Raw genomic sequence first — 12,207 nt, forward strand, 5'->3', positions numbered from 1 at the left:
GTCGGGCGTGACTTTTGTCATGCCCGTAGCCTGGTCGACGTGAGCGCTTCATCACCCCTGGCCGTCGCAGAGCCCGCCGTCGGCCGTGGCGTGCGCGCGACGTGGTGGTACACGTTCTCGTCCGCCGTCTTCTTCGCCCTCGGCACCCTGACGGTCTGGGCCATTCCGACCTGGGCCACGGCGTCCGCCGCGGAACGGGTGGTGTTCGTGGCCGCATCCGTCGCCTGGCTCGTGGCGTTCGTCATGACAGGTCTGGACTACTTCCGGGCGGATGCGGCGGGACGCCGCCGGTGGGTGCGTTTCGCCGCGTTCGCCCTGGGCGCTGCGGCGGCCATCGCGATCGCGTTCGTGACCGGTGGTATCACGCTGGCGCTGGCCCTGGTGGGAGCACTCGTGTGCACCCTGCCATGGCCGCCTGGCGTGCGGGCCCGGGTCACGGGGCTCGTCACCGTCGTGCTCGCCGCCGTCGCGGTGATCGAGTACCTGCGAGCGGTGGAGGGCGAGGCGACCCTCGTCTACGGCCCGATCTTCGTGCTCTTCATGTTCCCCGTGGCGTTGCCGATCACCGTCGTCAGCATGCTGTGGTGGTGGGACATCGTGCGTGAGCTCGACCGCGCCCGCCTCACCGAGGCGAAGCTCGCCGCGACCCAGGAACGGCTGCGCCTGGCGAGCGACGTGCACGACCTGCAGGGCCACCATCTGCAGGTCGTCGCGCTGCAGCTCGAGCTCGCCGAACGCCTGAGCGCCGATCCGCCCGCCGCCCTCGCACACATCCGCGCCGCGCGCCGCGAGGTGGACGAGGCGCGCGTGGGCACGAGGGCGCTCGCCGCCCGCTTCCGCGGCGTTCCGCTCCCCGACGAGCTGGCCAACGCCGCCGACCTTCTGCGCGCGGCAGGGCTCGACGTCGAGCTCGCCGTGAGCGCGGATGCCGCCGGCGCGCCGAGTGGCACGCTCGGCCCTGTCGTGCGCGAGAGCACGACCAACATCCTCAAGCACGGCGGCGGACGTTTCGCTCGGCTCTCGTTGGAGCGCGACGCGACCGGCTGGCGGTACCGGGCCGAGAACGACCGCGGCCACGCGGCCGTCGGCCGGGGCGCGGGGATCGACGGCATGACGGCTCGTCTCGCGGAGGCGCAGGGAGCGCTCGTGACCGAGCTCGACGGCGACGTGTTCGTTCTGGACGTGCGCGTGCCGACGGGGGCCGGCGCATGATCCGAGTGCTCCTCGCCGACGACGAGGACATGATCCGCACCGCGCTCGCCGCGCTGCTTCGGCTGGAGGAGGACATCGAGGTGGTCGGCGAGTGCGTCGACGGAGAGCAGGCGGTGGCGGCGGCGCTGCGCTTGCAGCCCGACGTCTGCCTGTTCGACGTCGAGATGCCGGGCCTTGACGGCATCGACGCCGCCGCGCGCGTGCGCAAGCAGACGCGCTCGCGGGTCGTCGCCGTGACGCGGCACGCGCGGCCGGGTGTGCTCCGGCGCGCGCTGCAGGCGGGCGTCGACGGATTCCTGCCGAAGTCCCGGCCGGCCCAGGATGTCGCCGACGTCATCCGCCAGGTCGCCGCGGGGCGCCGGTACGTCGATCCGGAGATCGCCGCCGATGCGCTCGCCGACGAGCGGAGTCCCCTCACCGATCGGGAGCTCGACGTGCTGCGGGCGGGGGCCCAGGGGCAGACGATCGCCACGATCGCCCGCACCCTGCACCTGTCGCCCGGCACCGTGCGCAACCACGTCTCATCGATCCTCGGCAAGCTGCACCTCGAGACGCGCCAGCAGGCGCTGCTGCGCGCGCAGGAGCGCGGCTGGATCTGAGGCGGTGGCGGGCGGTGGGCCCGAGCGACCCACCCCGGCATCCGGTTCGATCTCGGAACCATCGACGCGATCGACGAGCCGGATGCGGCGCTGGGCGGTGTCCTCGCGTGGTTCTCGACCATCCACCACGCGCCGCAGGACATCGACGTGCCGTTCGCCGAGTTCGCACGGGTGCTGCGCCCGGGCGGTGCGCTCATCGTCGGATTCTTCGCTGCGGATGCGGTGGAGCCGTTCGATCACGCGGTCGTCGGGGCGTGGCGCTGGCCCGCCGAAGAGCTGGAACGGCGCCTGGAGCGCGCGGGGTTCGAGATCCTGGAGACGCACCGACGCGCGACCCGGGGCGAGCGCCCGGTCGGTGCGATCGTGTGCCGACGGCCGGGTGCGGTGTAGACAGGAGAGATGTCCTCCCCGCAGTCGCTCGACGACACCGATCGCCGGCTGGTCGCTGCGTGGGCGGCGGAGTGCGCCGAGCGCGTGCTCGCCCTGTTCGAGGCGGAGGCGCCCGATGACGACCGGCCCCGCGACGCCATCGCGCGTGCCCGTGCGTACGCCCGCGGCGAGCTGGATGCGGCGGGGGAGATCAAGCGACGGTTCGTCGCCGGCCGAGCCGCGCACGCGGTGACCGGCGCCCCGGCGATCGCGGCCGCCCGTTCCGCAGCACAGGCGGCCGGTGTCGCGCACATGGGCGCGCACGCGCTGGGCGCGGCCGCTTATGCCGCGGTGGCGGCGGATGCGGCGGCGCCGGGCTCGTTCGACACCGAGATCGACAGGCAGCTCGCTCTCCTCGCACCCGACGCGCGCGCGGCGCTGCGCCTGCTGCCGCCGGTCGGTCGCGACGCATCGGGGCCGCTTGTCGCGGGTGGCCTGCTCGCACGGGGCCGCCTGGGCGAGGCGATCGCCCGCATCCAGGTGCAGATCACCGCGACCGGATGAGCGGCGCGTCGTCGTCAACCCGCGGGGTGACACGGATGCGGCGGCTTACGGTCGGAGCATGACCCGTGCGCTGGCGACCGTGCGCGCCCTGTGGGCGTCCACGCATCCGGGCCCTGCGCTGGTGGTGACGGTGCTCGCCCTCGCGCTCGGTGTCTCGGCAGGTCTCGACGCGTGGCGCATCGCACTGCTGACGGCCGCGGTCTTCGCGGGGCAGGTCTCGATCGGCCTGTCCAACGACGCGATCGACGCCGGCCGCGACCGCGCCGTGGGCCGCACCGACAAGCCGCTCGCGCGCGGCGACGTGAGCCTGCGCATCGCCTGGGCGGTGGCGACCGCATCCGTCGTCGGCGCGCTCCTGCTGTCCGCGCCGCTCGGATGGGGACTGCTGGCCGCCCAGTCGGTGACGATCGCTTCCGCGTGGCTGTACAACGCGCCGCTGAAGGCGACGCCGTTCTCGATCGTGCCGTTCCTCGTGAGCTTCGGCCTGCTGCCGTCTCTCGCGACGCTCTCGGCCGCGGAGCCGGCGCTCGCGGCGCCGTGGGCCAGTGCCGCCGGCGCGTCGCTGGGGGCTGCGGTGCATCTGGCCAACGTGCTGCCGGATCTCGACGACGATCAGCGCACCGGCATCCGCGGGCTGCCGCATCGGATCGGCGCGCGCTGGTCGGGCGCGCTGGCGGGTGCCGGGATCATCGGCGGGGCGGTGGCCGTCCGGTTCGGGCCGGTGAGGGATGCGGTGCCGATCGTCTCGTGGATCTTCTTCGCCGCCGTGGTCGGCGTGGCGGTGGTCGCGGTTGCGTGCGCGTGGGCGCGCCGCCCGGGGCGCATCGTGTTCCGCCTCGTGATGGGCGCGGCGCTCCTGCTCGCCGTTCAACTCGTGGCGACCGGCGGTTCGCTCACCGCCTGAGGACTCTTACCGTGCGCACTCGCGCGATTCGTCCGTGATGATCCAGGACGCGGCGTCGCGGTGCATCACGACCGTGCCGCAATCGCCTGAGGCGCCGTAGGTGACGAACAGCGTGGCGTCGGTGGCCGTCTCGGACCGCACGTCGACGTCGACGTCGGCGCTCTGGCCGGTCGACCGGTAGAGCTCCGAGGTCGCCTGGATCATCTCCTCGCAGGTGGTGAGAGCGAGCCCGTTCTGGTTCAGCTCGGCGAGCATGCGCTCCGCCAGAGCGGGTGACAGCGCCGCGCACGCCGCGGCGGGATCGGGGGTCCGGGTGGCCTCGAACCACGCGCGGAAACTCTCGACGGGACCGTCGGCGGTGCCATCGGATGCCGCGGGAGCGGGTGTCGTCGAGGGTGCCTGCGAGGCGATCGGCCTCGACGAGCCGGCCGGCTCGTCCGGCTCGTCCGGTGCGGCGGTGCACGCCGTCAGCACGAGCGCTGCCGCGGCCAGGGTCATCGCGCCGAGGATTCCGGACCGTCGCATCATCACGGTTGAATGCTGTCAGATCGGCTCGCGCTCCGTCGGCGCCTGTGGACGAGCTCAGCGGGCGTCGGCGTCGAAGCCCATGGCGTAGGCGCGCGTGAGCACGGCCCCGACAGGGCCGCGCAGCAGCATCCCGAGCGCCACACCGCGGATGCGGTGAGCCACCGCACCCGCCGGGCGTCCGATCGCGGTGTTCACGCTCGCCATCCCGGCTGCGATGCGCGCGGAGCGGACCCGCCGGCGCTCCCAGTGGTCGAGAGCGGCGGAGGCGGGTGAGCCGGTGCGGATCCGCTCGGCCACGAGCGGGGCGAGTGTCGCCGCATCCAGCAGCCCGAGGTTCATGCCCTGCCCGCCGATCGGGCTCACCTCGTGCGCCGCGTCGCCCACGACCACGAGAGCGCCCCGGTGCAGGCGCGGAGCGACGAGGCGTCGCACCCGGAAGGCGGTCACGACCTGCATCCGTTCGGCGGCCTCCTCCTCGCCGCGCTCGCGCAGCGCGCGCCGCATCCGCTCGTATCGGGCGTCGGGCACGTCCGGGCCGCCTTCGGCGTCGTGCAGCACGAAGCGGCGTGCGGAGCCGGGCAGCGGGAAGGACTCCATGACACCGGCGGCGTCGAGCCGGATCACCGCCACCGGGTCGGAGGCGCTGAGCACGGTGTCGGTCATCAGGTAGCGGTCGCGGTACTCGTGCGCCCGCATCGCGGCGGGGCGGTATGCGAGGGCCCGCCCGCCCCAGCCGCCGGCCACGATGACCACGCGCGCGGTGAGCTCGCGCCCCTCGGCCGTATGCACCCGCATCCGGTCGCCCTCGTCCTGAACGGAGGCCACCGTGACCCCGCGCTCGATCGGCCCGGCGAGATCGGCCAGCACTCCCTCCGTCACACGCTGGGGAAGTGTCGCGACGAAGGGGAAACGGGCGGACAGGCGACGGAAGTCGACGGCGCCCACGAGTCGGCCGTCAGTGCGCGCTTCTCCGCGCTCGACACGCACAGCGTCCGCGAGCAGGCGCTCCGTCGCGCCGGAGGCCTCGAGCGCGGCGAGCGCGGGCGGATGGATGCCGATCGCCCGCGTGCCGTCGCCGGGACCGGGACGCTTCTCGAGCGTGGTGACCTCCACGCCGAGCCGGCGCAGCTCCGCGGTGAGCAGGAGTCCCACCGGTCCCGCGCCGACGACGATGACCTCACGCACGGGGGTCCCTCACAGCCAGCACCCGGAACCGGCCGGGGCGCTCCACCCGCCATCCTTCGGGCAGACGCGACGCGAGCTCGGCGGCTCGATAGCTGCGCCGGATGGAGCGGAGCCCGTCGGTGCGCAGGAAGGTGCCGGGCGCCAGCGGCAGGATTCCGATGCCGTACAGCGCGTACGCCAGACGGCCGCGCTCGATGTCGCCGTGCAGGACGAGACCGGTCGAGAGCGCGGCGGAGTCGTCGACGAACGCGGCGAGCTCCGCCGCATCCAGGTGATGCAGTACGTGGTTCGAGAGCACCGCGTCGAAGCGCTCCCCGCTCTCGCGCAGAGCGTCCGAGCCGGTGCAGAGGAAGGACACATCGGATGCGGCCCGCGCGGCTGCAGCCTCGATGGCGCGCGGGTCGGGGTCGGCGCCGATCCACTGCACCCGTAGCCCGTCGGCGCGGGCGAGCGCGGCGAGGTGCGCCGCCACATCGCCCCCGCCGCATCCCAGATCCAGGACGCGTGCCGGGCGTCCGAGGCCGGACAGATACGGACGGAGCGTGTGCCGGTACACGCCGGTCCATCCCGCGACCAACCGGTTCACGAGACCGAAGCGGCGGTACGTCGCCGCGAGCAGCCGCGGGTCGCAGTCCGCGTCGTCCATCAGCTCGCGGAGCGACGCATCGCGCTCCGCGAGGTTCACGCGTCGCCTCGCACGAGCAGACGTCCGGACTCGACCGTCAGCCCGGGCCCGAAGGCCAGCAGCCCCAGGGTGGTCCCGTCAGCGAGGACGGGGTCGCGCCGCATCCGGTCGAGGATGAACAACACCGTCGCGCTGGACATGTTGCCGAACGCGCGCAACACCTCGCGCGACGGCGCCATCTGCGCCTCGGTGAGTCCGAGCCCGGTGGCCACCCGATCCAGCACGCTGCGCCCGCCCGGGTGGATCGCCCAGGCCGTGGCATCGTCGAGGTAGGCGACCGCACCGGCGACCTCGCGCCCCACGATGCGGGGCACCTCGGCGGTGAGCGTCATCTCGAAGCCGTGGTCGCCGATGGTCCACGCCATGTCGTGCTCGCCGTCGTCGCTCAGCGCAGTGCGGAACTCGGCCAGCTCGAACCGGCGCCCCGCGTGCTCCCGCGAGGTCACGACGGCGGCTGCGGCGCCGTCGGCGAAGAGGGATGCGGCGACGATCTGCTCCGGGTCGTCGCTGACGCGCAGGTGCAGCGAGCACAGCTCGGCGCACACGACGAGCACGACGGCGCCCGGCTGGGCGACGGCGATGCGGTGTGCCGCGCGCAGCGCCGGCACGGCCGCTGCGCAGCCGACGAACCCGTGGTGGTAGCGCTCGGTCTCCGGGCGCAGCCCCAGGTCGCGCACGAGAAGCATGTCGGGGCCGGGGGCGAACAGCCCGGTGCAGCTGACGGTGATGACGTGCGTCACGTCCCCGGCCGCGACTCCGGCATCGGCCAGGGCGGCTCTGCCTGCCCGCGCGAACAGATCGGGCGCGAGCCGGCGGAACTCGGCGTTGCGCGCGGAGGTGCTCGGGTCGAGAAGCAGGTCGCCCTCGCGCACCACGAGAGCCTCGGGCGGGGCATCGCCGGTGAGGGATGCCAGCACGGTGTGGCGCGTGTCGATGGCCGCGGCGTCGAACGCGGCGCCGAGGATCCGTTGCGCGCGGCGGTCGAGACCCGGCTGCGCGAGGAAGAGGTCGCGGATCTGCGACTGGGTGAGCCGGGTGTCCGGCACAGCCGTGCCCACTCCGACGATGCTCGGGACCATGCCTCACGATAGACACGTCGTGCGCTGAGGTCGCGCAGGCTGGTGCCCGGATGTGGCGGCGTCTAGAGTGCCGGGCTCGGAACGCCCCTCTGCCACACGTTCAAGACACAGCTCGCCTGTCACAGATCGAGCCGTGAGAGGCGATCTGTGACAGGCGAGCTGTGGGCCGGAGGGTCAGTCGTTGACGACGACCGACTCCTCGATGGGACGGCGGACGCGCGGGGCGCGCTCGCCGTCACGGGCGAACTCGGGGGCGTCCTCGATGGTGCCGAGGTTGCCGACGGCCATGATCGAGAAGGGCGTGAACTCGGGGGCGAGGCCGAAGGCCTCGGCGACCGCGGCCGCGTCGAAGCCGGTCAGCTGGTGGGTGTACAGACCGTTGGCGTGGGCCTGCACGGTGAAGTGCGCTGCGGCCTGGCCGAGGTCGTAGAACGCGGAGGGGAACTGGTGCTCGCCACGCGAGGTCTCGGCGATGAAGACGACGAGCGCGCCGGCGGGAGCGGCCCACGCCTGGTTGAACTCGACCATGCTCGCGACGACCTTCGCGTGGGTCTCGGTGCCGCGGCGGGCCACGATGAAGCGCCAGGGCTGGTTGTTGTAGGCGGAGGGGGACCAGCGGGCCGCCTCGAGCGCGCCGCGCAGCGCGTCCTCGTCGATCGGGGTCACGCTGTCGTAGGCGCGGGTGCTCCAGCGCTGCGAGAGCACGTCCAGAATGGGGGCGTCCGTGGGGGCGGTGCGGTCGAGAGTGTCAGACATGAGGATCTCCTCGGGGTCGAATATGCGGGGGGACGTCATCGGCCCGATCCATGCAACGGTATACAGAGGTGGAATGTTCCCGGATCCGAGCCGGGTGTGAATGTGGAAAGAACTTCACAGCGCACAGCGCGAGCACCCGGCATCCGGCGTCCTAGCGTGGATGCATGGTGATCGCGACAGCAGACGTGTACGACGAACGGGGTGAGCAGCTCGATTCGCTCCCGCTGCAGCTGCGCGACCTGGGGGGACGGCAGTCGTTCGACGGTCCCGTCCGCACGGTGCGCTGTCATCGCGACAACGCCCTCGTGAAGGCGGTGCTGCAGACGCGGGGAGACGGCGCCGTGCTGGTCGTGGACGGCGGCGGCTCGTTGGAGTCGGCGCTGGTCGGCGACATCATCGCCGGCGCCGCGGTCGACAACGGCTGGGCCGGCATCATCGTGTTCGGGGCGGTCAGGGACGCGGCCGTGCTCGCAACCCTCCCGCTGGGAGTGAAGGCGCTCGGCACGAACCCGCGCAAGAGCGCGAAGGACGGCGTCGGCGACGTCGACGTGCCCGTCGAGATCGCGGGCATCGTGTTCGCCCCCGGCCGCCACGTCTGGGCCGACGCGGACGGCGTTCTCGTCGAGCGCTGAACCCGCATCTGCTCTCGACAGTCGCCCGCGTCGGGAGCAAGCTGGGGCGTGACGATCGAGGGGGATCACGATGTTCACACCGGATGCCGCGTTCAGCGGTTTCAGCATCGACGACACGGATGCGGCCCGCACGTTCTACGCGGACGTGCTCGGCCTGACGGTCGTCGACAACCCCATGGGCTTCCTGGAGCTGGAGCTCTCGTCGGGGGCGCGGGTGCTGCTGTATACGAAACCGAATCATGAGCCGGCGAGCTACACCGTGCTGAACTTCCCCGTCACCGACATCGACGCGGCCGTCGACGACCTCCGTGCTCGCGGGGTGGAGACGAAGATCTACGCCGACGAGGAGTTCGCCACCGAAGAGCGAGGCATCATGCGCGGCGGCGGGCACGGCCCCGACATCGCATGGTTCACCGACCCGGCGGGCAATGTGCTGGCGGTGCTGCAGCCCTGACGCGCCTCAGGGCAGCTGCGGCCAGGTGGCGGGGCCCGCCGATCCGGCGGGGTACTCGTCCAGCGGCGTCTCGCCGCGTCGCCACGCGTCCAGCACCGGCTGCACGATGCGCCAGCACTGCTCGGCCGCGTCGCCGCGAACGGCGAGAGCCGCATCCTGATCGAGGATGCTGGAGAGCACCTCGCTGTAGGCGAGGAGTGCGCCGTCGCCGAGGGTCACCTCCACGTCCTCCCGCACGAGCGAGAACGGTTCGTGCCCGTTGACGTTCAGACCGAGCGAGATCTTGTCGGGGCCGAGCGAGAACCGCAGGGTCGAGCCGGGAGCGTGCCCGGTGAAGCCGGCCGGCAGGTGGCGCACGGGCCGGAACGTCAGCACGATCTCGGTGTCCTTGCGTCCGAGCGCCTTGCCCGAACGCAAGGTGAAGGGAACCCCCTCCCACCGTGCCGTGCGCACCTCGAGGGTGACCTCCGCGAGCGTCTCGGTCTGGCGGGCGGGGTCGACGCCCGGCTCGTCGACGTAGGCGGGGAGTTCGTCGTCGCCGACGGTGCCCGCGGTGTAGCGGGCGCGGCGGGCGGAGCGCACGGCGTTGTCCTCCCACAGCGATGTCGCCCGGAGCGCGGCCGCGGTCGCATCGCGCAGATCGGTCTCGTGCAGCGTCGCCGGGGGCTCCATCGCCACGATCGCCATGACCTGCAGCAGGTGGCTCTGGATCATGTCGATCAGGGCGCCCGCCTGGTCGTAGTAGCCCGCGCGATCCTCGAGTCCGAGCGTCTCGTCGAAACGGATGACGACGGACTCGACGTCTTCCGCGGACCATGCCGGCTCGAACAGCCGGTTGGCGAAGCGCAGACCCAGGACGTTGAGCACGGTGGAGCGGCCGAGAAAGTGATCCACGCGGAAGATCTGGTTCTCGGGCACGACACGGCGCAGGGTCTCGTTCAGCGAACGGGCGCTCGCCTCATCCGTGCCGAAGGGCTTCTCGAGCGCGAGGGTGAGTCCTTCGGGGATGTCCATGTTCGCGAGCTGCTCGCACGCGGCCTCGGCGACCTGGGGCGGGACGGCGAAGTAGAACACCGGGCGGCCCTGGACCGCGTCCAGCACGCTCTTCAGGTCTTTGGCGTCGGTCGGATCGGCGACGATGTAGCGCGCGTCCGCCACCAGCCGATCCACCGCCTCTCCGTGGCCGTCGCCGACGCCCGCCTTCAGCAGGTCGCGCCACTGCTTTTCGCTGAGCTCGCGGCGTGCCGCTCCGAGCAGGTGCACGGTGCGGCCGGGTTCTCGATCCAGCAGCTGAGCGAGCGCGGGAAGCAGCAGCCGCGACGTGAGGTCGCCGGTCGCGCCGAAGATGACGAGTGTGGTGTCAGTCACGCAGGCCACGTTAGTCCCCGCTATGAGTTGCCGCGCCGGACGCGGCGCGGGCCCCGTGACACGGCATGATCGGAGCATGAGCGTCCCGATCGAGGACTACGCCGTCCTCAGCGATTGCCGCACCGCCGCCCTGGTCTCGCGCGAGGGCAGCATCGACTGGTTCTGCGTGCCGCGGTTCGACTCCGCATCCGTGTTCGGCGCGATTCTCGGCGACAACGAGCAGGGCGCGTGGCATCTGCGGCCGGAGGACCGGGACGCCCTCGCGAGCCGGCACTATGACGGCGACACCTTCGTGCTCGTGACCCGGTGGGAGAGTGCGAGCGGCGTCGCCGAGGTGCACGACTTCCTGCCCATCGACGGAGGGCGCGTCGACATCGTGCGCCGCCTCGTCGGCATCAGCGGCACCGTCGAGTTCACGACGCATCTGCGCATCCGTTTCGACTACGCGCGCGCGATCCCCTGGGTGCGTCAGGTGGGGGATGCGGCGGCTCCCGCGCTCCACGCGATCGCCGGCCCCGACGCGCTCGTCGTCCGCGGCGTCGCGCTCACCCCGCACGGACGCGCGCACCGCGGGCGCGTGAGCGTCGCCGCCGGCGAGACGGCCGACCTCGTCGCCACCTGGAACCCCTCCTACCTGCCCACGCCCGCCCCACTGGACGTGGATGTGGCGCTCGAGCGCACGCGCGCCTGGTGGACCGGCTTCGCCGCATCCATCGATCATGACGGACCGCATCGCGACGAGGTCGTGCGTTCTCTGCTCGTTCTGCGGGCGCTGAGTCACCAGGACACCGGCGGCATCGTGGCGGCGGTCACCACCTCGCTCCCGGAGCAGATCGGGGGAGAGCGCAACTGGGACTACCGGTACGTGTGGCTCAGGGATGCCGCCCTCACCCTCGAGGCGCTCGTCGCGCACGGCTTTCTCCAGGTCGCTGAGCAGTGGCGGTCCTGGCTCATCCGCGCGATCGCGGGGGATCCTCGCCAGATGCAGATCATGTACGGCGTCGCGGGGGAGCGCGACCTGCCGGAGCGACAGCTGACGAGCCTGCCCGGGTACGAAGGATCGGCCCCGGTACGGGTCGGAAACGGTGCCGTCACGCAGTACCAGGCCGACGTGGTGGGTGAGGTCATGGTGTCGCTCGAGGCGGCCCGCGTGGCCGGGGTGCCCGACGACCCGCTCGCGTGGGCGCTGCAGCGGGCGTTGCTCGACGGTGTCGAGGCCCGCATCGACGAACCCGACAACGGCATCTGGGAGGTGCGCGGCGATCCGCAGCGCTTCACCCAGTCCCGCGCGATGATGTGGGCCGCCTTCGACCGCGGCGTACGGGCAGTGCGCAGGTACGGGCAGGACGGACCGGTCGAGAAGTGGGAGGCGCTGCGTGACCGGCTGCGCGAGGAGATCGACACCCACGGCGTGGATGCGGCATCCGGAGCGTTCGTGCAGCACTACGGCTCGACCGAGGTCGACGCCTCGCTCCTGCTGCTGCCTCAGGTGGGCTTCTGCGAACCGGATGATCCGCGCATGGTCGCCACGGTCGCCCGTATCGAAGCGGAGCTGATGCCCGACGGTCTCGTCAACCGATATCGCACGCAGACGGGTGTGGACGGGCTGGCGGGCGGCGAGCATCCGTTCATCGCGTGCACGTTCTGGCTCGTGGAGCAGTACGCCCGCATGAGCCGGGTCGGCGATGCGCAGACGCTCATGGACCGCGCCTGCGCCACCGCGAACGATCTGGGGCTGTTCTCCGAGGAGTACGACCCCACGGCCCGCCGACAGATCGGCAACACACCCCAGGCGCTGTCCCACCTCGCTCAGGTGCGCGCCGCCGATGCGATGGGCGGGCACGGCGGCCGCGCCGCCCATCGCACCTGAGG

The 12,207-nt window shown here is 72.4% G+C and carries 14 protein-coding genes; 8 read left to right on the forward strand and 6 right to left on the reverse strand.

What is annotated here, in order from left to right; all coding sequences use genetic code 11:
- Window positions 1-39 precede the first annotated feature (39 nt).
- The 5 genes from SK224_RS11290 to SK224_RS11310 are packed head-to-tail and all read left to right on the forward strand — an operon-like array spanning window position 40 to window position 3,648.
- On the forward strand, window positions 40-1,212 hold the full coding sequence (locus SK224_RS11290; protein ID WP_320434785.1) for a sensor histidine kinase: 1,173 nt from the start codon (window positions 40-42) through the stop codon (window positions 1,210-1,212).
- Window positions 1,209-1,811 carry a response regulator transcription factor gene (locus SK224_RS11295; protein WP_320434786.1) on the forward strand — a complete coding sequence of 201 codons (603 nt, stop codon included), beginning with the start codon at window positions 1,209-1,211 and terminating at the stop codon, window positions 1,809-1,811. Before SK224_RS11290 ends, SK224_RS11295 begins: the two co-directional genes overlap by 4 nt.
- Before the next feature lie 39 nt (window positions 1,812-1,850).
- Window positions 1,851-2,201, forward strand: a complete 351-nt coding sequence (locus tag SK224_RS11300) for a hypothetical protein (protein WP_413816798.1) — start codon at window positions 1,851-1,853, stop codon at window positions 2,199-2,201.
- A gap of 9 nt (window positions 2,202-2,210) precedes the next feature.
- Complete coding sequence (locus tag SK224_RS11305) at window positions 2,211-2,744, forward strand: putative immunity protein (protein WP_320434788.1); 534 nt, start codon at window positions 2,211-2,213, stop codon at window positions 2,742-2,744.
- 58 nt (window positions 2,745-2,802) lie between these two features.
- The gene (locus SK224_RS11310) at window positions 2,803-3,648 is read left to right on the forward strand and encodes a UbiA family prenyltransferase (RefSeq protein ID WP_320434789.1); all 846 of its coding nucleotides are present in this window, start codon (window positions 2,803-2,805) and stop codon (window positions 3,646-3,648) included.
- Between the two features lie 6 nt (window positions 3,649-3,654).
- On the opposite strand, the gene SK224_RS11315 is transcribed toward SK224_RS11310, so the two are convergent.
- The 5 genes from SK224_RS11315 to SK224_RS11335 all read right to left on the reverse strand — a co-directional run bounded on the left by SK224_RS11315 (window position 3,655) and on the right by SK224_RS11335 (window position 7,881).
- Window positions 3,655-4,176 (reverse strand): hypothetical protein, encoded by a 522-nt coding sequence (locus tag SK224_RS11315; RefSeq protein WP_320435631.1) that lies wholly within the window; start codon window positions 4,174-4,176, stop codon window positions 3,655-3,657.
- A 54-nt stretch (window positions 4,177-4,230) separates the two neighbouring features.
- Window positions 4,231-5,361 (reverse strand): NAD(P)/FAD-dependent oxidoreductase, encoded by a 1,131-nt coding sequence (locus tag SK224_RS11320; protein WP_320434790.1) that lies wholly within the window; start codon window positions 5,359-5,361, stop codon window positions 4,231-4,233.
- On the reverse strand, window positions 5,354-6,046 hold the full coding sequence (locus SK224_RS11325) for a methyltransferase domain-containing protein (RefSeq protein ID WP_320434791.1): 693 nt from the start codon (window positions 6,044-6,046) through the stop codon (window positions 5,354-5,356). The genes SK224_RS11320 and SK224_RS11325 overlap by 8 nt, the downstream gene beginning before the upstream one ends.
- A complete protein-coding gene (locus SK224_RS11330) occupies window positions 6,043-7,125 on the reverse strand; it encodes a type III polyketide synthase (protein ID WP_320434792.1) in 1,083 nt (360 codons plus the stop codon). The genes SK224_RS11325 and SK224_RS11330 overlap by 4 nt, the downstream gene beginning before the upstream one ends.
- Before the next feature lie 174 nt (window positions 7,126-7,299).
- The gene (locus tag SK224_RS11335) at window positions 7,300-7,881 is read right to left on the reverse strand and encodes a nitroreductase family protein (protein WP_320434793.1); all 582 of its coding nucleotides are present in this window, start codon (window positions 7,879-7,881) and stop codon (window positions 7,300-7,302) included.
- Between the two features lie 164 nt (window positions 7,882-8,045).
- On the opposite strand from SK224_RS11335, the gene rraA reads away from it, so the two are divergent.
- Both rraA and SK224_RS11345 read left to right on the forward strand, forming a co-directional pair.
- Window positions 8,046-8,513, forward strand: coding sequence for a ribonuclease E activity regulator RraA (rraA, locus tag SK224_RS11340; protein WP_320434794.1), 468 nt, complete (start codon window positions 8,046-8,048; stop codon window positions 8,511-8,513).
- Window positions 8,514-8,583: 70 nt separating this feature from the next.
- Complete coding sequence (locus SK224_RS11345; RefSeq protein WP_320434795.1) at window positions 8,584-8,967, forward strand: VOC family protein; 384 nt, start codon at window positions 8,584-8,586, stop codon at window positions 8,965-8,967.
- A 6-nt stretch (window positions 8,968-8,973) separates the two neighbouring features.
- On the opposite strand, the gene SK224_RS11350 is transcribed toward SK224_RS11345, so the two are convergent.
- Window positions 8,974-10,335: a glucose-6-phosphate dehydrogenase gene (locus SK224_RS11350; RefSeq protein ID WP_320434796.1), complete on the reverse strand. Its 1,362-nt coding sequence runs from the start codon at window positions 10,333-10,335 to the stop codon at window positions 8,974-8,976.
- A gap of 76 nt (window positions 10,336-10,411) precedes the next feature.
- Here SK224_RS11350 and SK224_RS11355 point away from each other — a divergent pair, with 76 nt between their 5' ends.
- Window positions 10,412-12,205, forward strand: coding sequence for a glycoside hydrolase family 15 protein (locus tag SK224_RS11355; protein WP_320434797.1), 1,794 nt, complete (start codon window positions 10,412-10,414; stop codon window positions 12,203-12,205).
- The last annotated feature ends 2 nt before the right edge of the window (window positions 12,206-12,207 follow it).

The organism is Microbacterium sp. BG28, from assembly GCF_034044005.1.
In the GTDB taxonomy this organism is placed as follows: Bacteria; Actinomycetota; Actinomycetes; order Actinomycetales; family Microbacteriaceae; genus Microbacterium.